The organism is Streptomyces sp. NPDC001732 (assembly GCF_053596315.1).
This window is the reverse complement of the sequence record NZ_JBSFFY010000022.1, coordinates 19,127-40,842: the sequence shown is the minus strand read 5'-3', so window position 1 is coordinate 40,842 and position 21,716 is coordinate 19,127. Positions and strand designations below refer to the sequence as shown.

Below are 21,716 nucleotides of genomic sequence, written 5' to 3'. Positions count from 1 at the left end.
ACGGCAGATCCGTGTCGGTGGAGTCCTGCGGCCTGCTGCCGAAGGCGTGGCTGAACGAGCTGACGGTCAATCCGCCTTCGGCGGACGTCGTACTCGGTCTCAGCGGTCAGCAGTACACAGCGCCGACAGTGATCATCTCTGAGCGGCAGTCGCCGACCGCACCGGTCGCACGGGCCCGTCGACCGACCGATCGCCCAGTTCTGGCAGGACGCACATCACTGATCACCCTCGTTCGTCCAGGCAAGACAATCGCGGCAGCTCCCGAGGCCCCCGGACATCCAGGAGGGCACCAGCCGCGGCCTGGGCGGCGCGAGCATCCCGGCCCGCTGCAGGGCCTCGTGCGAGGTGGGCCGCACCTGCGGCAGATCTGCCAGCGCCTCGGGACGCACCAAGCGCTCGTCCGGCGGTCGGGAGGCCGGCGCGAGCCTCACTCACTGGTGTGGAAGCGCCACGTCTCGCCGACTCCGCGCTCGGCGGCCATCTCCTCAAGCACGGCCTGGACCTCGGCAAGGTTGAGGATGGCGCGGCCGCGGATGAGCTTGCCGTGGCACGGGCGAAGCGGTGCCAGGACCGGCGGGGCGGCCGGAACACGGGCGGGCCCGGTCGCCGGCTACCCGCCCAGAGGAACCTCGGCCAGGACGTCCCACATGATCTCGTGGCGGGTATGCCACTCCGCCACCAGCGTGAGCGCGGTGACCGGCACCGTGACCGGCCCGCCCGGCAGATCCGACAGAACAACCTTCAGCTCCCCGCAGTCCGCCAGCGGAAAATAATTACTGACCGCGCCCATGGCGAATCAAAAAGAGCCCACGGCAGCAGTACAGGCCGGACAAACCGGCAGTCCACTTGCCCGCTTATCCTCTGCTCACGCGGGCTGGACAACGAAGACGCTGGCTCGAGGCGGGTCGTCGTCGGCACGGTCATCCCCTACGCGTACGGGTCGGCCCCTTTCTGACGTGGGCGTTCAGAAGAGCTTTGCCTGTTCTTGGCGTGGGTTGGGGGATGTCGGTGGATTGCTCCGCCGAGGTGGCGCCAAGCCTGAGAGCGTGGCGTCTTCCCGTTTCTTCGCGTCCTGCTTCCTGCCCCGGGGGGCGTGAAGTCTGATGGATGCTCCACGGGCGTTTTGAGTCTCCCCTCTACCAGGGGCGACTTGGGGGGGCGAGACCTGCCGGACAGTCACCGTCGTCGACGAACAGGCCGGTGACACCATGGTGTTGCTCGAATAGGGGCCGGTGATGTCCGCCGCTACGGCGTCAAGCAGCACTACCTCAAGCCCGGCCTGATCCAGCAGGATCTGGACCAGTTCTGGCTCCTGCGGCACGCCGCCGCCGACGCCGCACGTATCCACGAGGAGCAGGCCACCGAAGCCCTCTCCCGCGCACTGCGGGACGCCGAGCGGGAACACCCCGCCGTGAGCGTGCGACGCCGGGTGGCCGAGGGGCCCGCGCACAAGGTCCTGCTGCGCGCCGCTGCCGACGCGGACCTGGTCGTGGTGGGCGCCCTGCGGCGCCACGACCACGCAGGACTGCAACTGGGCAGGGTCGCCCACACCCTCCTCCATCACGCCGAGTGCCCGGTCGCCGTCATCCCCCACCAGCCCTGAACCCCTGGGGCCCAGGTGGGCCCGAGCTCTCCGGCAGAGTCGGGCTCAGTAGTGCACCCAGCCACCGTCGACGCACAGCACCTGGCCGGTGACGAAGGCGGAGTCGTCGCCGGCGAGGAAGAGGAACGCGCCGGTCAGGTCGTCCGGGGTGCCGCGGCGTTGCAGGCACTGCTGAGGGAGGATCTGGGCGGCGACCGCGTCGGCGTTCGGCTCGGTCTCGGCCTCGTGTTCGGTGCGGATCGCCCCGGGCATGACGGTGTTCACCCGTACCCCGTCCGGGCCCCATTCCCGGGCCAGCGCGCGGGTCATGCCCAGGATCGCCGCCTTGGACGCCGTGTAGTGCACGGCGCCCGGTTGTCCGGTCTCGACCATCACCGACGTCACGGTGATCAGGCTGCCCCGGCCGGAAGCGACCAGGTCCGGGTGGGCGGCCCGGGCGAGCAACCAGGTTCCGCGAGTGTTGACCGCGTGCACCGTGTCGAACTGTGTCACGTCCAGGTCCACGGCAGAACCGCGGCCGGTCGCGGCGGCGTTCGCGACCAGGATGTCCAACGACCCCATGGCTTCCCGGACTTCACGGACCAGGGCAGCCGGGCCCTCGACGGTGCCGAGGTCGGCCGGAAGCGCCACCGCCTCGCTGCCGGTCGCTCGAAGCCGGGCCGCCTCGCCCTCGGCAAGTGCCGCCATTTCCACGGTCGGTTGATGGGCGAGCACCACCCGCGCGCCCTCGGCCGCGAACCGCCGGGCCACCGCGGCTCCGATGCCACGCGAGGCCCCGGTGATCAGCGCCGTACGCCCGGACAGCCGCCCGGCGGGAGCACTCCCGGCGCCCGTCTCCGGCGCTGAAGGCCCGCTCACTGGGCGGTCCCGACGACGGGGGTGGCCAGATGGCGTCCGATGCGTTCTGCGAGACCGTCGGTCGGGCAGACCTCCAACGGCGCGCCGGCCGCGGTGTGCCGCCGGAGATCCTTGAGACCGTGGCCGGTCAGGACCATGGACACCTGGCTGTTCGCCCCAAGCCGGCCCCGTGCCGCGTCGGCCGCGACGGCGGCCAGGGGGACGGCCGCAGCGGGCTCGACGAACAGCCCCTCCTCGGCGGCCAGCAGGTCCTGGGCTGCCCAGATCTGCTCGTCGGACAGGGCAGCGCCCCACCCTCCCGTATTCCGCACCGCGGCCACCGCGGCCTCCCCGTCGGGCGGCTCGGCCAACTGCAGGCCGGAGATACCGGTCCGGCACTCCGTGACCACCGGCTTGTCCAGGTCTCCGGTGGCCGCCCGTGCGATCGGGGCGCAGCCCTCCGGCTGGCAGGCGATCACCGTCGGCCCGGGACGCCCGGCGGCGGCCAGGCCTCTCGCCGTCGCCACAAGGAGTCCGCCGCCACCGCAGGGCACGTAGACATGGGTGAGCGCGTCGTGTGCGGCGCGGAGCTCCGTGCCGATGAGATCGGCTCCGCGCATGCCGACCGGGTTGTGCCGATGCGTGGTGATGGTGAGCAGCAGGTCGCTCGCCGCGGCGATGCGCTCCAGCTCGTCCATCACCGCGGGCCCCATACCGGGTACCTCGATCATCAGCACGCCGTACGGCCGGATCGAGGCCAGCTTCTCGGCCGGGGCGCCCGACTGTACGCAGAGCACCCCCGTCAACCCGGCCCGGCTGCCGTACGCCGCCATCGCCGCGCCGCCGTTCCCGGACGACGTCGCCACCCAGCCCCGCAACCCGCGCTCCACGGCATGGCGCATGGAGGCCGCCGCGATCCGGTCCTTGTAGGAGCCGGTGGGGTTCAGGTGCTCGCACTTGGCCCACAGTCCGCCGAGCCCCCAGCGGCCCGCCAGTCTGTCCAGTGACACCAGCGGTGTGTCCCCTTCGCCGAGGACGCTCCCGGTCGCGCGGCCACTTCTCATGAAAGTCCTCCCGACTGCGGGACCTACTGGTTGACATGCTCATCCTCGCCACCGACGGCGGCGAGGATGAGCACCGTGTCGCCCCGGCGGACCCGGGGTGTCCTGACGAGCAGCATCACCGCGGACCGTTCGGCCGCCCGGAACTCGTGCAGGACCTGCGCCTGATCGTCCACGAGTGTGGCGACGAGGGCTCCCGGCTCGACCAGCTCGCCGGCGGTGCGGGCCGTCACCAGATAGCCGTCCACCGGCGCCCGCTCGCCGCCGTCGGTGTCGCCGTCCCCGGTGGCGATCACGCTGGACGCGCCCGCGGGCACCTCCGTGCCGGGCGCGAGCATGTCCAGGTCGGCCAAGACCCGCCAGACACCGGCACGGTAGAGCTCAAGGTCGTCGGCGCGGATCTGGCGGCCGCCTCTGCCCTCGACGTAGAGCGAGGCGACCCCGAGTTCCGTGGCCGCGCTGAGCGACCGGCCCGGGTGGATCACCGGATGGCGCCAGGTGAGCGGAGCGGCGAAGGCCTTGGCCGCCCGCTCCGCCACCGGGCTCAGCGGACCCGTGGATTCGTACCCGCACAACACCGGCATCTCGAACCCGGCTCCCGCCGAGTGCAGATCGACGAGCAGGTCGGCGCCGGTGATCAGCTCCTGGGTGAGGTGGTGGGCGATCCGCTCCGCGGCGGAGCCGGTGGCGGAACCGGGGAACACCCTGGCCAGGTTGGTGCCGTCGAGCGGATCGCAGCGCGTTCCGGCCGCCCAGGCCGCCGGGTGGGCGGGGGCGGCCCAGCGCAGCTCGCCGCGGACACCGGAGGCGGCGAAGTCTGCGACCAGTCGGCGGGTCGCGAGCACTCCCTCGTACTCGTCGCCGTGGACGCCACCGAGCAACGCCACCACCGGGCCGGCGGATCCGGTGGTGGCACGCCTCACTTGGGGCAGTGTCGCTGCTGCAGGCGGGGGCATGGGATCGGATCCCTCCGGTCGGTGCGTACGGTCGTTCGGTGCTGTTAGCCTAGCCCTCACTGGTCCACCTGGTGAACCCCGAGTTTCACTTGATGAAAGCGAGTGGAAATGGTTGTCCGGCGCCTCGCAATCAGCGGTCTCGGTTCCATCGGACGTCAGCACCTCGCCGCGTGCTCCCAACTGCCCGGCGTCCGGGTCGACCTCTTCGACCCGGATCCCGAACTGCTGAACCGGGCCGAGAGCCCGCTCGTCGACCGGCGCACGACCAGTTTCGACGACCTGCTGTCCGGCGCCCCGGACGCGGTGGTGCTGGCCGGACCCGACCACACGCACGTACCGCAACTCCTTGCGGCGGTGGAGACGGGCGCGACCGTGCTCGTGGAGAAGCCCGTCGCCGAGTCGGCCGCCGCCGCGCGGGAAGCCCTGGGCCGTATCGCCGACCCCGGTCAGGTGCTCGTCGGGTACGTACTGCGGCACCGGCCGGTGGTGCGGCGCCTGTCCGCGCTGATCGCGGACGGAGCGATCGGACAACCCACCACGGCCCAGGTGCTGCTCGGCGCCTACAACACCATCACGGTGGCCGCCTCCCGGTTCGCCCGCCCCGAGAGCGGCCGGCTCTACCGCGACTACTCCCACGAATGGGACTACCTGCGCCTGCTCTTCGGACCCATCGTCGGCGTCTCCGCGCTCGCCCGCACCACGGACGCCGTGGAGCACGTGGAGCAGCCGAACCTGGTCGACGCCATGTTGCGGCACCGCCCCGACGGGGCGACCGAGGTCGTCTCGCACTGCCACATCGACTACGTCGACACCGTCGGCGCACGCACCCTGCAGGTGATGGGTACGGCCGGTTCCCTGTTCGCGGACCTGGCCGCGGGGCAGATCCGACTCCGGCGTACGAGCGGGGTGGTCGAGGAGGCGCACCCCGTGACGGCCGCCGACGGCCTGCTCGCGCAACTGCGTCACCTCATGGACCTGGTCGAGCGGCGTACGTCGGGCCTCGCTCCGGTGGTCGGCTTCGCCGACGGCGTGGCGGCCCTGGAGGTGGCCGACGCGCTGCGTACGTCGGCGGAGACCGGACAGTGGACGGCCGTGGCCGACGGCGGCTGAGCCCCTGGGCGAGGGCCCCCTTCCGGGCGGGCCCTCGCCCAGGGCGGAACCGCTCAAGAGGCCGCGGCCGTCGGCTTCTCGGTGCGGGTGAGGTGGCACGCGGACAGCGCACCCGACTCCGACAGAAGCAGGGGCGGAAGCTCCGTCCGGCAGAGGTCGTGCACCTTCGGGCACCGCGTGGCGAAGGGGCAGCCCGGCGGAATCGCGGTGGGCGACGGCAGATCGCCGGACAGCAGCCGCCGCTGACCGCGGCCGCGTTGGCGCGGGTCCTTCACCGGCACGGCCGACAGCAACGCCTGGGTGTACGGATGCTGCGGCGCCGTGAAGATCGTCGTGGCCGGGCCGGCCTCGACGATGGTGCCGAGGTACATCACGGCGATGCGGTCGGAGATGTGCCGCACCACGTCGAGGTCGTGGGCGATGAAGACGTACCCAAGGCCCAGTTCGGCCTGCAGACGGTCGAGCAGGTTGACGACCTGCGCCTGGACCGACACGTCGAGGGCCGACACCGGCTCGTCGAGCACCAGCATCCTGGGCTCCAGCGCAAGGGCGCGGGCGATGCCGATCCGCTGGCGCTGTCCGCCGGAGAACTCGTGCGGATAGCGCGAGGCCAACTCCTTGCGCAGACCGACCAGTTCGAGCAGTTCCCGGACGCGTGCCCGGCGCGAGGCCGCGTCACCGATCTTGTGGATCTCCAGCGGTTCGCTCAGGATCTGCCCCACCGGTAGCCGCGCGGGAAGCGAGGCGTACGGGTCCTGGAACACGTACTGGATCCGGCGCCGCATCGCCCGCAGTTCCCGCCGGGACATCGCGCCGACGTCCCGCCCCTCGAAATCCACCGTGCCCGAGGTCGGCGGATGGAAGCCCATCACCGTCCGGCCGACGGTGGACTTGCCGCAGCCGGACTCGCCGACCAGCGAGAAGGTCTCGCCGGCATCGACGTGAAAGGTCACCCCGTTCACCGCGTGCACCACCGTAGGCCGCCGCAGGAACCGCCCGCCCACCTCGAAGTGCCGGACCAGATCGGTGACGGTCAGCAACCGCTCCCCCGGCACCGGCTTCCCGGCGTCGTCAGCCGTGGCCGTCACCTTCACCGGTGCGCCGCTCATCCGGCCGCCTCCTCATGTGTGCACGTACCTGTGGGAACCCCCGCGGCCGCGTCGCCGAGGCCGCTGCCGTCGAGTTCCGCGTGGAAATGACAGGCGGTCAGATGCTCCTGACCGACCACGGCGAGCGGTGGCTGTACCAGGCACTGCTCGCGGCCGCCGGCCAGGTCGCAGCGCGGCTGGAAGGCACAGCCCGGCGGCAGCTCCCGCGGGCTGGGCGGCGCTCCGGGAATCGCGGGCAGCAAGGTGCGCCGACTGGAGGCCTCGGCCGGAGTCGACCCGTCGGCGTTCCGGCCGGGCATCGAGCGCAGGAGACCCCGGGTGTACGGATGGCGCGCCCCGTGGAAGACGTCGTCGACCGCGCTCGACTCGACGACACGGCCGCCGTACATCACGACCACCTGGTCGGCCATCTCGGCGATCACGCCCAGGTCGTGCGAGATGAGCACCAGCGCGGTGCCGTGGTCGTCGGAGAGCCTCATCAGCAGGTCGAGGATCTGCGCCTGCACGGTGACGTCAAGGGCGGTCGTCGGCTCGTCGGCGATCAGCAGGGACGGGCTGTTCGCCAGCGCCATCGCGATCATCGCCCGCTGCCGCATGCCACCGGAGAATTGGTGCGGGTACTGGCCCTTGCGTTCCCGGGGCGCGGGGATGCCCACGTCGGCGAGCAACTCGACGATCCGGTCGGAGCGTTCGCGTCGGCCCAGCTCGGTGGAGTGCCGTTTGAGGGTCTCGTCGATCTGCTCGCCGATGGTCATCACCGGGTTGAGCGCGGTCATCGGGTCCTGGAAGATGACGCCGATCTCGCCGCCCCGGATCCGTTGGAGCTCGCGCTCCTTCATCGCCAGCAGATCGCGGTCCCCGTGGAAGACGGCCCGGCCTCGGACGGTGGCGCTGCGAGGCAGCAGGCCGAGCGCCGACATGGCCGTCACGCTCTTGCCCGAGCCGGACTCGCCGACCACTCCGAGGGTCTTCCCCGGCATCACGTCGTAGCTCACGCCGTTGACGGCCCGCACCCGCCCCGACACCGTGGCGAATTCGGTGACGATGTCCTGGAGACTCAGGATCGGCTGCACGCCGGCTGGTTCGGGTGACTTCTTCATTCGCTCGCTCATCGGGTCTGCCTCGGATCCACGGCGTCGCGCAGGCCGTCGCCGACGAAGTTCACGGCCATCACGGTCAGCGCGATCGCGATGCCGGGCGGCGCCCACATCCACGGCATCGAGCCGAGGATGCGCAACTGCTGGGCCTCGTTCATCATGCCTCCCCAGGTCGCGGTCGGCGGAGGAACGCCGAGACCGAGGAACGACAGCGCCGCCTCGGTCATGATGACGGTCGCCATCAGCAACGTGAACGACACGGCGGCCTGGGGCAGCACTGCGGGAACCAGGTGCTTGCGCACGATCCGCCAGGGCGTCGCGCCCAGCCCCTCGACCGCTTCGATCGAGTCCTGTTCACGCAGCGACAGCGTCAGGCCCCGGGTCAGCCGGTACGCCTGGGTCCACTGCATGAATCCCAGCGACAGGATCAGTAGCCACACGTCGGGGCCCAGGAAGGCGGCCGCCACGATGATCACGATCAGCGTCGGGAACGACTGGAACACCTCGGCGATCCGGGAGAGCACCCCCTCGGTCCAGCCGCGCAGATAGCCGGCGGTGACGCCCAGGCCCACGCCGAGGACGGTGGCCAGCATGGAGGCGACCAGGCCGATGGTGAGCGACACCCGGCCGCCGGCCAGGACCCGGGCCAGGACGTCGCGGCCCGCCGAGTCGGTGCCGAGCGGATGGCCCGCGCTCGGCGGTTCGCGGTACAGGAGCGGGTCGACCGCGTCGGGGTCCACGGTGTAGAGCAGGGGGCCGAGGGCCGATACGAGGGCCAGCAGAACCAGCACCACCAGGCCGGCCATCGCCAGACGGTGGGAGCGGAAGCGCCGCCAGGCAAGCTTTCTGGGGCTTGGGCTCTTGGCGGCGGCCTTGTCCTGGGCCGCGGTGGGCGAAAGAGTCGTCATGGTCGGATCTCCTGTCCTACAGCCTGATCCGCGGGTCGACGATCGCGTAGAGCACGTCCGCGACCAGGTTGCACAGCACCACCAGGACCGCCACGAACATCACGAACCCCATGATCGCGGGGTAGTCCCGGGCGGTGATCGAGTCGACCGCGAAGCGTCCCATCCCCGGCCAGGCGAAGATCTGCTCGACGATGACCGCACCGCTGAACAGGGTCGGGATCTGCATCGACACGACGGTGATCAGCGGGATGAGCGCGTTGTGGACACCGTGCCGCCAGACCACCCGGGAGGTGGACAGGCCCTTCGACCTCGCGGTCACCATGTAGTCGCGGTCGAGCACGTCGAGCATGCTGGCCCGCCCCCATCGCATGTACGCCGCGGCCCCGCTGAAGCCGAGGATCACCGCCGGGAGCACCAGGTGCCGCAGGCCGGACAGCGCACCGCCGCCGGGTTCGTTCATGCCCGCGGTGGGCAACCAGCCGAGCTTGACGCCGAAGACGTACATGCCGACCAGCGAGAGGAAGAACACCGGGACGGAGAGGGCGACCAGGCTCGCCGCCGAGAGCACGTAGTCCACCGCTGTGTTGCGCTTGAGCGCGGCGAGCAGCCCGGCCGCGATCCCGAGGAGCAACGAGATCAGCAGGGCGGCGAGCATCAGCGAGGAGCTGTTCTGCAGCCGCTCCGTCATCACGCTCGACACCGGACGGCCGCTCACCAGCGAGCGGCCCAGGTTGCCCTGCATCGCCTCACCGAGCCAGGTAAAGTACTGGACCGGGAGCGGCTTGTCGAGCCCGAGTTGCTCACGGGCGGCGGCGAGGGCGGCCTCGCGGTCCGGGCCCTGGAACGACATCGGGTCGAAGTACATGTCCAGCGGATCGCCCGGCGCGCTGCGCACCAGCGCGAACAGCAGCACGCTGATGCCGAGGAACACCGCGATGCTGACCAGCAGTCTGCCGAGAATGAAGCGCAGCACGCGTTCGCGGTCCTTTCCGGTCGAAGGGGTGAGGGCGTGTCGTCACCTTCGCGTCGTCGCCAGAAGAGCGGACGGGAAGGTGACGACAGGCCCCAGGGGTCCGGCGAAGTCCCGGCCGTCCGGTCGGATCTGCCGAAGACTTCGCCATGGTGGCGTGAGCCGGATCAGTTCCGGATCTTCCACTGCTCGGCCGTAATCAGCGTCAGCGCCGGGGAGACGCTGGCGTCGAAGCCGCTGATCCGCTTGGTGACGCCGTAGTTGGCCATCGGCACGTACAGCGGCAGGATCGGCACCTCCTTGTTGATGATCCGGTTGGCCTCCTGATAGGCCTGCTGGCGCTTCGCCTTGTCGGTGGTGGCCATGCCCTGGTCCAGGAGTGCGTCGAGCTTCTTGTTGCAGTACCCGGTGATGTTCACCCCGGCCGGCGCGACCTGGTCGCAGTTCAACCGGACGTTGATCGCCGACGGTTCGATCTGCGGGACCTGGTTGAGCACGGTGATCATCAGGTCGAACTCGTTGTTCTTCACCACGTCGGCCACCTGTGCCGGCTGCAGCGGCATGATCTTCGCCTTGATGCCCACGGCCCGGAGCTGGCCCTGGACGATCTTCATCACGGCGTCCCGGTCGGCCTGGCCGGGGGTGATGTCAAGCCGCAGCTCCGTGCCGGCCTTCCAGCCGGCCTCGGCGAGCAGCCGCTTGGCCTTCGCGGGGTCGTAGTCGTAGCGGACCAGGTCCGTCGGCTGGGCCCAGTCCGGGGCGAACAGCGCGGTGTCCGCGACGCGGGCCTGTCCGGACAGCACCTTCTTGACGATCGACTCACGGTTGATCGCGTGCAGGATGGCCTGGCGCACGCGCTTGTCCTTGAGCTTGCCGTTCTTCAGCGCGGTGTGCAGGGTCATGACGCCCGAGCCCGGCGCCTGCGCCACGGTGACCTTCTGGTCGCCCTTCAGCGGCTCCACCTCGGCGGCCGGAATCTGGGCGATGTCCACCTCGCCGGTCTGGAGTTGGGCGAGTGCGGCGTCGCCGGCGAGGAACTTGGTGACCAGCTTGGCCGCGGGGACCTTCCCCCAGAAGCGCTTGTTGGCCGCGAACTCGATGGTGTCGTCGTTGATCCACTTCGAGAACACATAGGGACCGCTGCCGACCTTCGGCGTGTGGAAGGCCTCGTTGCCCTTGAACTTGTCGTGCCCGATGCCTCCGTACACGTGCTCGGGGACGATGCCGACCTGCACCAGGTTCGCCAGGAAGCCGGAGTGCGGCTTGGCGAGCGTGATCTCGACGGTCTGGTCGTCGGGAGTCGCGATCCCGGAGATGTTCTTCGCCTTGCCGGCCTGGAACTCCTTGGTGCCCTTGATCGGCAGCATCGCCCCGGCCCAGACGGCCGCGGTCTTCGGGTCGGCGGTGGCCTCAAGCGAGAACGCCACGTCCTTGGAGGTGATCGGCTTGCCGTCGCTCCAACTCGCCTTGCGCAGGTGGAAGGTGTACTTCGTGGCGTCCGTGTTCACCTCCCACTTCTCGGCCACCCGCGGCGTGTACGCGCCCTTGGCCTCCGCGAGCAGCGGCTGGAACTGCAGGAGCGAGACCAGCCCGTCGCCACCGGTGAGCGCGGTGAACGGACTGAAGGCCGACGCCTGCAGGTACAGCTGGTAGGTGATCGTTCCGCTTCCGTCCTTGCCGCCGGACGAGTTGCCGCCACCCGACTCTGTACCGGCTTCGCTGCATCCCGCGACGGCGATCGCCAGGGCCGCGAGCAACGTCGCCCCTCGCATTCGCGTAGAGAAACCTGCCACGCTCGCCTCCTCACTGTCCGGCGATCCCCACCGGCCTAGTTTCAGCCACCGAAACGGATGGTTTCATTAGCTCGAACACTGGTTGACTGCTGTGTGGTTGTCAAGAGACCGGAGCCCACCGGTCCGGGAACCGTGATTCATTTGGTACTCACTGCGCGGTGAAGCCACCGTCGACAGGCAGCGTGACCCCGGTGACATACGCGCCGGCGTCCGACGCCAACAGCAGCAGGGCACCCGCCACGTCATCGCCGGAGGCCAACCGCCGCAAGGGAGTTCGCTCGGCGTAGGCCGCCCGGAACGACTCCGGCGCCGTACCGTCGTCCAGTCCCCCGGGGGCGAGGCAGTTCACCCTGATCCCGTCAGGGCCGAGCACACACGCGAGGTAGCGGGTGAGGCCGATCATGCCTGCCTTGTCGTACGCGTAGTACGCGGGCATCGACATGGCCGTGCCGGAGTAGAGACGCAGGTCGGGACCGGAGATGCCGTAGATCGATCCGATGTTGACGATCGATCCGCCACCCTGGTCGCGCATGGTGCGTGCCACCCGCTGGGTGAGCAGGAAGAGACCTCGCCCGTTGACGTCCTGGGTGGCGGCCCAGTCCTCCGCCGTGATCCCGTCGAGCCCGTGGCCCTGCCGGTGGACGGCGTTGTTCACCAGGACGTCGATCCGGCCCGGTTCCTGCTCGACCTGCTCGACGAACGCGCTCACGCTGTCCGGATCGGCCTGGTCGAGCGCCGCCGGCCGGACCGAGCCGGCGCCCGAGTCCACCAGTTCGGCCGCCGCCTCGGTGGCCTTCGCGAGCGATCTGCTGGTCAGCACCACCGACGCCCCCGCGAGGGCCAGCGTGCGGCACAGATGCGTTCCGTACAGCCCCGCGCCGCCGGTGACCACCGCGACGCGACCGTCCAGGCGGAACGACGGCCCCGCCGGGGCGGCCGGATTCCCCGTCATCCCGGGACCTCCGCGCACCGCAGGACCGCGGCGACGGCGGCCGAGAACTCCTCCGTCGGCGGTGTCAGCGGCATCGTGCTTCCCGGCACCGGCAGGCCGAGCGTGAGCGCCGCCGCGCACTTGATCGCCCCGATCGCCCGCGCCGGGAAACCGGCTCCGGGCAGCTCCGCGGCGAGGATGTCGAAGAGTGCGAGGTACGTTTCCTGGGCCGCGAGGCTGTCCTTGTCATTGCGGCCTGCGTGCTCCCACATCGTCACCGCCGGGCCGGGAAGGATGTTGGCGAAGCCGGGGACGATGCCGTGGAAGCCGGCGGCCAGGGCCGAGTCCAGGGTGAGTTCGCCCCCCGTGTAGACCCTGGCCGCGGTTCCGGCCAGCGCCCGGCAGAGCAGCCGCCCGGCGGACAGGTCGCCCGACGAGTCCTTGATCCCCGCGATCACGCCGTCCCGTACGAGCCGCACCTGAAGCTCCTGCGACAACGCCCGCGGCGTACGCACCGGCACGTTGTAGGCGATCACCGGTACGTCGACGGCGCCGGCGACCGCACCGAAGTGCGCGTACAACTCGTCTTCGGCGCAGTCGAAGAACAGCGGCTGCAAGGCCAGGACCGCGTCCGCGCCGGCGTCGACGGCCTCCCGTGCGGCCTGCACGGTGTCGCGGGTGCCCAGCCCTCCGACACCGGCCCACACCGGCACCCGTCCGGACACCGCGTCGGCCACCACACGCACCGTCTCGCGCCGGCCGGCCTGGTCCAGGCTCCCCAGTTCCCCGGTGGACCCGACGGCCAGCAGCCCGTTCACCCCGGCCGTGAGCTGTGCCTCGACCAGGACCCCCATGTGTGCCGGGTCGGGACGCTCCCCGGAGGCGTCCAGAAACGTGACCAGCGGGGTGATCACACCGCCGGGCAGCGCCGCCGGGGGCTGGTTCAGGGAGTCGCTCATCGGTCCGCTCCGCCTGTCGCCGGGATGTGGGCCACCACGTCGATCTCGAACTTGAGGTCGCCGATGCCGCCGCAGGTGGTGGTCCGGGCGGGGTACGGCTCCGAGAAGTGCTGCGGATAGAGGCGGTTGAACTCGTCGCGGTCCTCCCACCGGCCGAGGTAGCAGCGCACCGCGACCACGTCGTCCATCGAACCGCCGGCGGCGGCGAGGATCCGCTCGACGTTGGCCATCGACCGGCCCATCTCGCCGGCGAAGGAGTCCTCGACGATCCGGCCGGTGTCGTCGACCGACGCCTGTCCGGACACGAAGACCAGCTCGCCGGCGCGTACGGCGGGCGAGAACGGCAGGTGCGACCGGGGCGTCCCGGGTGCGGTGACGGCAGTACGTGGCATGAGTCGGATCGATCCTTCAGCTCGGGTAGGTCGTGGTGATCTCAAAGGGGTACATCGGAACACGTCGCCGCCGATACCGGAACTCAGTGACCGAATTGCGGGTGATCCCTGGGGAATCGGTCTCGACGACGACCGGTGCGCAGGTCCGCGCGAACCCCGCGCGCGGACCGTTGACGCCCTTGGCGATGACGGCCCGGAGGCAGTCCGGGTCGATGCCCACGGCGCGGTACTGAGCGGGCGAGACGGGCTGGATCACCTTCGAGGTGAGCACCACCAGCACGCCCTCGTCGGTGCGGACGCCGACCATCACGCCGCCGTCGAAGAAGCGGAACCCGCCGTGGGCGACGTGCTCCTCCTCGTACAGCCCGCTGTGCCGTCCTACGAGCACCCCGGTCAGCCGTACCGGCGCACCGTCCTGTTCGACGGACCGCCCGCCGGCCTGCACGTCGACCCTCCCGCCGACCTCGACACCGGCGAGCCGGGCCACGGCCTCGGGATCGTGGAGCGTGGTCCCGGCCCCGGAGATCCCGCGCCGCAGGGCCTCCGCCAGCATCACCGTGGAGTCGCCCGGGCCGCCCCCGCCGATGTTGTCGCCGACGTCCAGTACGAGCAGCGGCCGGTCGCCCTTGTGGTCCGCGATGGTCTGGACCGCCTCAACGACCGGAACTCCGCCGCCTTGCAGCGCCTCCCGCTGCGACCACACCGCCTCGGCGAGGCGCCGTGCGGCGTCGCGGGCGCGCGCCCGCTCGGGATGCATGGCGATGACCGACATCCCCATCTGCGGGGTGTCGGCGTAGGGGAAGCCCTCCAGGATGCTGACCTCCAACATCCCCGGCTCGGCCTCGATCTCCCGGGCCCCGGCGAGGAGACCGGCCATCGGCTCCTGGCCGGTGTCCTGCCGGACGATGGTCACCACCAGCGGCAACTGCTCGACCACCAGGGCCGGACACACTCCGGCACGGATGGCGTCGATCACCAACCGCCGGCAGCGCACGGCCTTGATCCGCGCGTCCACATGGGGATTCGTCTGGTACGCCGTCATGACGTCGACCGCGTCGACCAGCCGCTGGTCGACATTGGCGTGCATGTCGAGGACCGTGCCGATCACCGCGTCGGGACCGACGGCCTCGCGGACCCGCTCGGCGATCTCCGCGTCGGCGGCCGTGTGCTTCTCGGCGACCGCGGCACCGTGCAGGACCAGGAGTACGCCGTCGACCTCGCCGGCCGCCGAGAGCTCCTCGCACATCCGGCCGACGAGGACTTCGAACGCCTCCTGCGAGACCGGTCCGCGCGGTGTCACATAGGCCACCGGCAGCGGCAGGAGCTCCACGTCCGGATCCACCGCCGGGTCCAGCGGCTCCAGGAAGCCTCCGGGGACGGCGTGCGAGTCGCGGTAGTGCTCGATCAGCTCGGCGCCCGCGTGGACGCCGCCGTCCTGATACGCGGCCAGGTCCGCCAGCTCCGAGGAGAAGGTGTTCGCCTCGTGCAGCAGTCCGACCACGGCCAGCCGGATCATCCGACGACACTCCCGTCGCACAGCGCGGCACGCGGTGGGCCGGTGACCGCGACGGTCGCGGCGACCGCCTCGTCGAAGGCCTGGACGGTCGTGTCGACGTCCGCCCGGGTGTGCGCGGTCGACAGGTACCAGCGGCCGCCCGGAAGCGCGAAGACCCCGCGGCGCAGCAACTCCACCGTCAGCGCGTCGTACCACTCCTGGTCCCCGGCGAGGAACTGCGCGAACGTGTCGCACTGGTCCAGGCCCGGCAGCACCTGTACGACCGGGCCGACCTGGTTGACCGCGGCGGTCACGTCGTACCGGTCGAGCGCACCGCGCAGTCCGTCCGCCAGGCGGCGGCCGTGGTCCTCGAACGCCGGGTAGACGCCGGGTTCGGAGAGCGCCTCGATCGTCGCCTGCACGGCCGCGAGCACCACCGGATTGCCGTTGTACGTGCCGGCGTGGACGACGCCACGCGTGGACTGGTCCAGGACGTCGGCCCGCCCGGCGACGGCGGCCACCGGGTACCCGCCGGCCAGGGCCTTGGCGAGAACCACCAAGTCCGGCCGGACACCGTAGAGTTCGGCCGCGCCTCCCCGTGCGAGCCGGAACCCGGTGATGACCTCGTCGAAGACCAGGAGGGTCCCGGTCTCGTCGCAGAGCGCCCGAAGGCCGGCGAGGTACCCGTCCGGTGGGGCGATCACCCCGGAGTTGCACAGCACCGGCTCGACGAAGACCGCCGCGATGTCCTGCACGGGTTCCCGCAGGATCGCGGCGACCGAGTCCAGGTCGCCCCACGTCGCCATGCTGACGTCGGAGAGCGCGCCGCTGTTCTGCCCCTTGGTGGCCGGCCCGTCCAACCGTCCCTCGGCGTCGGGGCGGTAGCCCAGGAGGAACGCGTCGGACCAGCCGTGGTAGTGGCCGGTCATCTTGACGAACCGGTTCCGTCCGGTGGCCGCCCGGGCCAGCCGCAGCGCGATCTGGTCCGCTTCCGACCCGGTGTTGGACCAGAGCACCCGCTCCGCGCCGGGCACGGCCTCCAGAACGGCTTCGGCCGCCAGGTACTCGAGTTCGTGGCCGGCACCGAAGGTGGCACCGAGCGGCAGCCGCCGGGTGACCGCCTCGGTGAGGCCGGGATGTCCGTGACCGAGGATCACCGGACCCCAACCCAGCACGTAGTCCAGGTAGTTGTTGCCGTCGACGTCCGTCAGGGTCGAACCGCGGCCGCCGCGGAAAAACAGCGGGTGCGGTCGCATCGACCCGCGCATACCGGTGGAGACGCCGCCTGGCAATGACGCCTTGGTCCGGTGCCACAGGCGGGCGGACGTGGGCCAACTGTCGATCATTCGGTGCGTCCTCGTTTCGTCGTCGCCGTCGATGAGCCGCTCGCCAAACCTCGCCGGAGTTTCGGTGATTGAAATTCAGATTCCGGTGACCCGAACGCTAACGTGCCCCCTGCAACGAGGTCAACAGTGAGTTCGCGGTCGGTCCGGCACAGCTCACGGAGTGGGCCGCACACCGGCCGTGATTCAATAGGCAAAACTCATGATTCGCTGAGCGGAACAGCTGGGAGGCCGCCGATGAGCACGTCACCGTCGTCCGCGGCCCTTTCGCCCGTCGACGCTCCCCGGTGCCATCTGGCCGAGAGCCCGCGCTGGGACGGCGTGGCGTGGTGGTGGCTGGACGTCGCGATCGGCGCTGTGTACCGGATGGCACCCGGAGAGCCGACCCGTCTGGTTCTCAGGACCGGGCGCCGCGCCTCGTTCCTCGCCCCGCTCGCCCCCGGCTGGCTGGTCCTGGCCGACGGCACCCGGCTGCGGCGCCTGACGGTCGCCGACGATCTCGCCGTCCATGCCGCGCCCTGGGTCCGGCTGAGCCTGCCGGAGGGATGGCTGCTCAACGACGGCTGCCTGGCCCCTGACGGATCGGTCTGGGTGGGCTCGGTTCCGCCGGCCGGCGGCGACGGCCGGCGTCCGCCGGACGGAGCGCTGATCCGGATCGCCACCGACGGCACGATCACCTCGCCGGTGTCCGGGTTCGCCCTGTCCAACGGCCTGGCCTGGACCGATGCGCGGACCCTGCTGCACGTCGACAGCCAGAGCGGCATCGTCTGGCGGCATCGGTTCGACGACGGTTTCACCCGCGCCGACTCGACGGAGTACCTGCGGGTACCGGCCGAGGAGGGCCTGCCGGACGGCCTGGCGGTGACGGACTCCGGCGTGGTCTGGCTTGCCGTGTACGGCGCGGGTGAGGCCAGGGCGATCCGCGACGGCCGGACGGTGGCACGTGTTCCGGTGCCGGCCGCGCAGGTCACCGCGGTCGCCGTCGGCGGCGCCGCGGCCGGCCACCTGCTCGTCACCACCGCCCGCGAGGGGTTCGACGCCGCCAGATCCGCGGCCGAGCCCGCCGCCGGAATGGTCTTCAGCGGCCCCGTCGGCGGGGTCTGGTGACTACGATGAACCAACTGGGAGAAGGGGTTTGACCGCCATGGCAGCCAGCACCGAGTCCGCTTCGGCCTATCCGATCCGGGGCGTGGACCGGGTCTGCGACATCCTCGACACACTGGCCAACTCCGACGGCGGGGTGACCCTGACCGAGGTGGCGGCCGCCACCTCGCTGCCGAAGAGTTCGGCCTTCCGGTACCTGACCGCGCTAGAGGCCCGCCACTACGCCGAGCGGGACGCCAGCACCTCGGCCTATCGCCTCGGCCCGGCGTTCCGGCCCCAGCACACCCGCGGTATCGAGCGGCTCACCGAGATCGCCCGCCCGGTCCTGGAGCGGCTGCGCGACGCCACCGGCGAGACCCTCAACCTGGGCCTGCTTGACGGCACCATGATCGTGCACGTGATGGTGGTCGAGAGCCCGAACGCGATGCGGCTTGCCGCCCGCGTCGGTGACCGGGGGCACGTACACGCCACCGCGCTCGGCAAGGCGCTGTGCGCTGAGCTCCCCGAGGACCGCGTACGGGCGATCCTGCACGCGGCCGGGCTGCCCCGGTTCACCGCGTCGACCATCGTCGACGCGGACGACTACCTCGCCGAGGTCGAGCGGGTCCGGGAGCAGGGATTCGCGGTGGACGACCAGGAGAACCAGGACGAGGGCCGGTGCGTCGCGGTCAGCATTCCACGGCTCACCTTCCCGGCCGGTATCAGCCTCAGCGCTCCGGCCAGCCGGTTCGAGCCGGCAGACGTGCCGGCCGTCGCCCGGCGGCTGCGCAAGGCGGCCGCCGGGCTCGGCAAGGCACTCGTGGGCTGAGCGAGCCGCCCGCGCTCAGAGCTTGGTCATCGCACCGACGGTCGCCAGCGCGGGCAGCCCCGCGTAGGTGTCCTGGACGATCAGTTCGTCGATCGCCATGTCCACTGCCGCGGATCCCGACCAGCCGAGCATCAGCAGGTGGGTCACCACCTCGGCCGGTGCGAAGACCGGGAGGGTGCCGCACTCCTTTCCGTCGACCGTGACCTTGACCGTCTTGGCGAGCAGGTCGACGGCGAGGTCGATGGTGGCGTACTGGTTCGCGACCAGGGTGGTGTTCTCGGGGAGTGGTTTCAGCGCCCTGTTGAACGCCATGATCGCGCGCTTGTCGTTGGCGAAGGTGAAGTCGGCGTCGGCCTTGGTCTGGGCGATCTTGACGTACTTCGTGGTCACGGCCGGCCCGGACGCGGTGAAGGCCCCGCCCGACCCGGTGACCGTCCAGTTGGTCAACCGGGTCCAGTCGCCCTTGTTGGTGTCGGAGACCCAGACGGACAGGTCGGCGGCGGTGAGCCGGCTCCCGCCGCCGTCGTCGCCGATCCGGACCTCGGTGAGCTGCGCCGGGGTGGTGAACGAGGCGCCGATACTGCGGCGTTGGTAGTCGAGGGCGATCTTCCCCTCGTAGTCGAAGTGGCCGAGATTGCCCTTGGCCGGGTCCACGTCGTCGTCCACGTAGCCGATCGTCGACTCGCCACGCGCCGCCGCGGGGGCGAGCAACTGCCCCGTGGGGGTCACGCGCAGGATCTGCACCGTGCCCGTCGCCTGGGGATCGCTGCCGAATCCCTCCTGGATCGCCAGGTCGAGGTTGGACCCCACCGCCGCCCAGCGAACCCGGAAGCGGATCCGGCCCTTGCGGATCGCCGGGAACAAGCGCGAGGCACCGACCGTCCCCCCTGCGGGAGCCTTCATCTGCAGCGCGCTGGTCGCGCCTCGGGCGCCGCTCGTCAGTGTGAGCGAACCGCCCCCGGACACCCGGTGCCAGCGGTCGTGCGCCAGCTCGGACCCCTGCCCGACCAGCGAGCTGAGTGAGTAGCGGTAGCCGAGGGTGTCCAGTGCCCCGTGGCTGTCCCGGAGGTAGCGCACTTCGTCCTCGATGTACAGCGTCTGCGGCCCGCCATCGGGGAAGGTGAGGGTCCAGGTGCTCCACCCGAAGAGCCGGTCCTTGGTGCCGATCGGGACGGAGTCGGCCTCCATGACGCGCATGTAGTAGTTGCTCGGGTTGCCGCCGGACGGATTGATGCCGGGCACCGACAGCGAGGTGGCGCCGATGAGGTCGTGGTAGCCGTTCCAGGAGGCGCCGCCGTTCTTGCTGTACGCCATGGTCAGGTTGTTGCGCCAGTAGCTGGCCTGCCCCTTCGAGTTGTGGCCGGACCAGCTGAGCTGCATGTCGCCGATACGGCCCGTCGACAACGCGGGGAAGGTGTTGGTGGACAGGACCTTGCTCTCCGTCAACGGCGTCCAGGTGCGGCCGTCGTCCGTCGACTCGCTCGTCACCATGTAGTAGCGGCCCCTGCCCTGGCCGCGGGCGAGCAGCAGCACGGAGCCGTCGGAGCGCACCGCCAGAGCGGTTTCACTGACGCCCACCTCGAAACCGCCGCCGGGGATGGTGAACTCCACCGGCACCTGCTGCCAGGAGTCGCCACGGTCGGTGGAGCGGAAGATCGTCACCGCGAAGGTACCGACGGAGGTGTAGGGGTAGCTCACCGGGACGAGCCAGGCGCCGGACGGAGTACGCACGGGGTTGGTGTAGGTCAGCGCCCAGGCGGCGTTCCTGCCGGCCGCGGGCGAGTGCGGCAGCAGTTGCTGCACGCTGGTGAAGACCGGTGAGCCGTCGGCGTCGAAGGTGCTCGCCTTGGCCACCCAGCAGGTGCAGTCCTTGTCCTTGGGGTCGAGCCAGTCGGTGCCGGCCGAGGTCCGGAGGCGGTAGAAGAAGTAGTGCAGCGATCCGTCGGCCGGATCCACGTAGTAACTGCCGGTGCTGTAGCCGCACTCGGCGTTCGAGCCGCTTGAGGTGCCCGGCACGAAGTCCTTCACCGCGCCGAACGTCCTGCCGCCGTCGTACGAGTACCGCGCCCCGATGCCGCCCTTGCCCGCGGCGTCGTGCCAGCCCCCGGTGGCCACCACCACACCGGAGGAGAGCACCAGCGGCCGGTGGTCGTTGCCCCAGGTCTTGCCGTCGGCCTGGTGGCTCAGCCGCACCAGGGTCCGCTGGCCGTACTCGACCTGCAGCGCGGCGGCGTCGTGGTGGACGACGTCCCGCGCGGACGGATTGCCGGTGAACGCCTTGATGGTGAGCTGCTGCCCGGCCGCGATGGTCGGGATGCGGACGAACACGCCCCCGGAGTCGGCGTACGCGTGCAGGTAGTTGTTCTGGCTGTCCCCGAAGCGGAGGTCCGCGAGGTCACTGCTCAGTCTGCCGGTGTCGACCAGCGCGTCGGTGCGGATCCGGTCGAGGGGGATGTAGACGGCACGGTCGTTGAGCGTCGCGGTCGTGGGGTTCCGGACCGCCAGCTCCATGCTGGTGGTCCAGGTACCCGCGCCACCGGCGAGCAGTGCGGGCATCGCGAGATCGTACGCCTTGATCCCGGTCTGCATGTCGGACAGGACGAAGGTGCAGCGGGCCGTGTCGGTGTACTCGCGGTGGCAGTGGACCTTCAGGTAGCGGCGGGTCTGGGCCGGAAACAGCAGCCACACCGCGTCGCCCAGGTCGACCACCTGGACTCCGGCGACCTTCGCCCAGCTCTCGTTGTCGGCGCTGGAGTACACCGACCAGTCACGCTGGTTCAGCGCGTGCGCGCCCCATGCGTTGGTCAGTGCCAGGGCGTTCACGCTGCTCGAACCGACATCGATACCGATGCTCCGGTAGTCGTAGTCGACGGCGTACGCGACGTGCACGCCCCACTGGGACAGGGCACCGGTCTTCGGGTTCAGGTCGTGATCGCGGTAGCCGACCGGACCGGACACCTCGCCGGCGGGCTCCGCGGCCGCGGCGAGGCCCGGAGCGGCCATCAGGGCGGTGACGGCACCGGATCCGGTCACCATCAGGAAGTTGCGGCGGGACAGAGTCATCACGTGCTCCTCGCGAACGGCGACGGGGATGTCAGTCACCACAAGATGGTTCAGTGAATGAAACCAAGGTTTCGATACGTCGGACGACGATAGGATGCCGCCAGGTACCCGTCAATGACTTGCGAGCCTTGACCGGGCCGCCGCGAGCCGATTAGCGTTTCCGCCTGGCAATACCTG

General features: G+C 70.7%; 18 protein-coding genes and 1 pseudogene. 4 read left to right on the top strand and 15 right to left on the bottom strand.

Annotated elements, in window-relative coordinates; all coding sequences use genetic code 11:
- Nucleotides 1-610: 610 nt before the first annotated feature.
- Nucleotides 611-790: a hypothetical protein gene (locus ACWCXX_RS21725; RefSeq protein ID WP_451129604.1), complete on the bottom strand. Its 180-nt coding sequence runs from the start codon at nt 788-790 to the stop codon at nt 611-613.
- A gap of 534 nt (nt 791-1,324) precedes the next feature.
- Here ACWCXX_RS21725 and ACWCXX_RS21720 point away from each other — a divergent pair.
- Nucleotides 1,325-1,603: pseudogene (locus tag ACWCXX_RS21720) on the top strand (universal stress protein); the annotation flags it as partial.
- A gap of 45 nt (nt 1,604-1,648) precedes the next feature.
- Here the strand turns inward: ACWCXX_RS21720 and ACWCXX_RS21715 are convergent.
- Genes ACWCXX_RS21715 through ACWCXX_RS21705 form a run of 3 tightly spaced genes read right to left on the bottom strand, consistent with a single transcriptional unit; the run spans nt 1,649 to nt 4,424 of the window.
- Nucleotides 1,649-2,461, bottom strand: coding sequence for an SDR family NAD(P)-dependent oxidoreductase (locus tag ACWCXX_RS21715; RefSeq protein ID WP_451129602.1), 813 nt, complete (start codon nt 2,459-2,461; stop codon nt 1,649-1,651).
- A complete protein-coding gene (locus ACWCXX_RS21710; protein WP_451129600.1) occupies nt 2,458-3,504 on the bottom strand; it encodes a pyridoxal-phosphate dependent enzyme in 1,047 nt (348 codons plus the stop codon). The genes ACWCXX_RS21715 and ACWCXX_RS21710 overlap by 4 nt, the downstream gene beginning before the upstream one ends.
- Before the next feature lie 23 nt (nt 3,505-3,527).
- Nucleotides 3,528-4,424 (bottom strand): succinylglutamate desuccinylase/aspartoacylase family protein, encoded by an 897-nt coding sequence (locus ACWCXX_RS21705; RefSeq protein WP_451129597.1) that lies wholly within the window; start codon nt 4,422-4,424, stop codon nt 3,528-3,530.
- 141 nt (nt 4,425-4,565) lie between these two features.
- Between ACWCXX_RS21705 and ACWCXX_RS21700 the strand changes: the two genes are divergently transcribed.
- Nucleotides 4,566-5,567: a Gfo/Idh/MocA family protein gene (locus ACWCXX_RS21700; protein WP_451129710.1), complete on the top strand. Its 1,002-nt coding sequence runs from the start codon at nt 4,566-4,568 to the stop codon at nt 5,565-5,567.
- A gap of 53 nt (nt 5,568-5,620) precedes the next feature.
- Here ACWCXX_RS21700 and ACWCXX_RS21695 read toward each other — a convergent pair whose 3' ends face one another.
- The 10 genes from ACWCXX_RS21695 to ACWCXX_RS21650 all read right to left on the bottom strand — a co-directional run bounded on the left by ACWCXX_RS21695 (nt 5,621) and on the right by ACWCXX_RS21650 (nt 16,567).
- Entirely contained in the window at nt 5,621-6,676 is a 1,056-nt protein-coding gene (locus ACWCXX_RS21695; RefSeq protein ID WP_451129595.1) for an ABC transporter ATP-binding protein, read from the bottom strand.
- Complete coding sequence (locus ACWCXX_RS21690) at nt 6,673-7,776, bottom strand: ABC transporter ATP-binding protein (protein WP_451129593.1); 1,104 nt, start codon at nt 7,774-7,776, stop codon at nt 6,673-6,675. Before ACWCXX_RS21690 ends, ACWCXX_RS21695 begins: the two co-directional genes overlap by 4 nt.
- Nucleotides 7,777-7,784: 8 nt before the next feature.
- A complete protein-coding gene (locus ACWCXX_RS21685; protein WP_451129591.1) occupies nt 7,785-8,681 on the bottom strand; it encodes an ABC transporter permease in 897 nt (298 codons plus the stop codon).
- A gap of 16 nt (nt 8,682-8,697) precedes the next feature.
- Complete coding sequence (locus ACWCXX_RS21680) at nt 8,698-9,654, bottom strand: ABC transporter permease (protein ID WP_451129589.1); 957 nt, start codon at nt 9,652-9,654, stop codon at nt 8,698-8,700.
- A gap of 164 nt (nt 9,655-9,818) precedes the next feature.
- Nucleotides 9,819-11,444, bottom strand: coding sequence for an ABC transporter substrate-binding protein (locus ACWCXX_RS21675; protein WP_451129587.1), 1,626 nt, complete (start codon nt 11,442-11,444; stop codon nt 9,819-9,821).
- 148 nt (nt 11,445-11,592) lie between these two features.
- A complete protein-coding gene (locus ACWCXX_RS21670; protein ID WP_451129585.1) occupies nt 11,593-12,396 on the bottom strand; it encodes an SDR family NAD(P)-dependent oxidoreductase in 804 nt (267 codons plus the stop codon).
- Nucleotides 12,393-13,334, bottom strand: coding sequence for a dihydrodipicolinate synthase family protein (locus ACWCXX_RS21665; RefSeq protein WP_451129583.1), 942 nt, complete (start codon nt 13,332-13,334; stop codon nt 12,393-12,395). The genes ACWCXX_RS21670 and ACWCXX_RS21665 overlap by 4 nt, the downstream gene beginning before the upstream one ends.
- Nucleotides 13,331-13,726 carry a RidA family protein gene (locus ACWCXX_RS21660; RefSeq protein WP_451129581.1) on the bottom strand — a complete coding sequence of 132 codons (396 nt, stop codon included), beginning with the start codon at nt 13,724-13,726 and terminating at the stop codon, nt 13,331-13,333. Before ACWCXX_RS21660 ends, ACWCXX_RS21665 begins: the two co-directional genes overlap by 4 nt.
- A gap of 16 nt (nt 13,727-13,742) precedes the next feature.
- The gene (locus tag ACWCXX_RS21655; RefSeq protein WP_451129579.1) at nt 13,743-15,242 is read right to left on the bottom strand and encodes a M81 family metallopeptidase; all 1,500 of its coding nucleotides are present in this window, start codon (nt 15,240-15,242) and stop codon (nt 13,743-13,745) included.
- Entirely contained in the window at nt 15,239-16,567 is a 1,329-nt protein-coding gene (locus ACWCXX_RS21650) for an aspartate aminotransferase family protein (RefSeq protein ID WP_451129577.1), read from the bottom strand. Before ACWCXX_RS21650 ends, ACWCXX_RS21655 begins: the two co-directional genes overlap by 4 nt.
- A 234-nt stretch (nt 16,568-16,801) precedes the next feature.
- Between ACWCXX_RS21650 and ACWCXX_RS21645 the strand changes: the two genes are divergently transcribed.
- Together ACWCXX_RS21645 and ACWCXX_RS21640 are read left to right on the top strand one after the other, a co-directional pair.
- Nucleotides 16,802-17,671, top strand: coding sequence for an SMP-30/gluconolactonase/LRE family protein (locus ACWCXX_RS21645; protein ID WP_451129575.1), 870 nt, complete (start codon nt 16,802-16,804; stop codon nt 17,669-17,671).
- A gap of 37 nt (nt 17,672-17,708) precedes the next feature.
- Nucleotides 17,709-18,476, top strand: coding sequence for an IclR family transcriptional regulator (locus tag ACWCXX_RS21640; protein ID WP_451129573.1), 768 nt, complete (start codon nt 17,709-17,711; stop codon nt 18,474-18,476).
- Between the two features lie 15 nt (nt 18,477-18,491).
- On the opposite strand, the gene ACWCXX_RS21635 is transcribed toward ACWCXX_RS21640, so the two are convergent.
- Complete coding sequence (locus ACWCXX_RS21635) at nt 18,492-21,578, bottom strand: sialidase family protein (protein ID WP_451129571.1); 3,087 nt, start codon at nt 21,576-21,578, stop codon at nt 18,492-18,494.
- Nucleotides 21,579-21,716: the final 138 nt, after the last annotated feature.

What these genes read in the sequence shown, in the direction of transcription:
- ACWCXX_RS21650 (WP_451129577.1), bottom strand. Translation starts at nt 16,567, where the DNA reads ATGATCGACAGTTGGCCCACGTCCGCCCGCCTGTGGCACCGGACCAAG.
- ACWCXX_RS21700 (WP_451129710.1), top strand. Translation starts at nt 4,566, where the DNA reads ATGGTTGTCCGGCGCCTCGCAATCAGCGGTCTCGGTTCCATCGGACGT.
- ACWCXX_RS21690 (WP_451129593.1), bottom strand. Translation starts at nt 7,776, where the DNA reads ATGAAGAAGTCACCCGAACCAGCCGGCGTGCAGCCGATCCTGAGTCTC.
- ACWCXX_RS21710 (WP_451129600.1), bottom strand. Translation starts at nt 3,504, where the DNA reads ATGAGAAGTGGCCGCGCGACCGGGAGCGTCCTCGGCGAAGGGGACACA.
- ACWCXX_RS21685 (WP_451129591.1), bottom strand. Translation starts at nt 8,681, where the DNA reads ATGACGACTCTTTCGCCCACCGCGGCCCAGGACAAGGCCGCCGCCAAG.
- ACWCXX_RS21695 (WP_451129595.1), bottom strand. Translation starts at nt 6,676, where the DNA reads ATGAGCGGCGCACCGGTGAAGGTGACGGCCACGGCTGACGACGCCGGG.
- ACWCXX_RS21645 (WP_451129575.1), top strand. Translation starts at nt 16,802, where the DNA reads ATGAGCACGTCACCGTCGTCCGCGGCCCTTTCGCCCGTCGACGCTCCC.
- ACWCXX_RS21660 (WP_451129581.1), bottom strand. Translation starts at nt 13,726, where the DNA reads ATGCCACGTACTGCCGTCACCGCACCCGGGACGCCCCGGTCGCACCTG.
- ACWCXX_RS21655 (WP_451129579.1), bottom strand. Translation starts at nt 15,242, where the DNA reads ATGATCCGGCTGGCCGTGGTCGGACTGCTGCACGAGGCGAACACCTTC.
- ACWCXX_RS21665 (WP_451129583.1), bottom strand. Translation starts at nt 13,334, where the DNA reads ATGAGCGACTCCCTGAACCAGCCCCCGGCGGCGCTGCCCGGCGGTGTG.
- ACWCXX_RS21670 (WP_451129585.1), bottom strand. Translation starts at nt 12,396, where the DNA reads ATGACGGGGAATCCGGCCGCCCCGGCGGGGCCGTCGTTCCGCCTGGAC.
- ACWCXX_RS21725 (WP_451129604.1), bottom strand. Translation starts at nt 790, where the DNA reads ATGGGCGCGGTCAGTAATTATTTTCCGCTGGCGGACTGCGGGGAGCTG.
- ACWCXX_RS21640 (WP_451129573.1), top strand. Translation starts at nt 17,709, where the DNA reads ATGGCAGCCAGCACCGAGTCCGCTTCGGCCTATCCGATCCGGGGCGTG.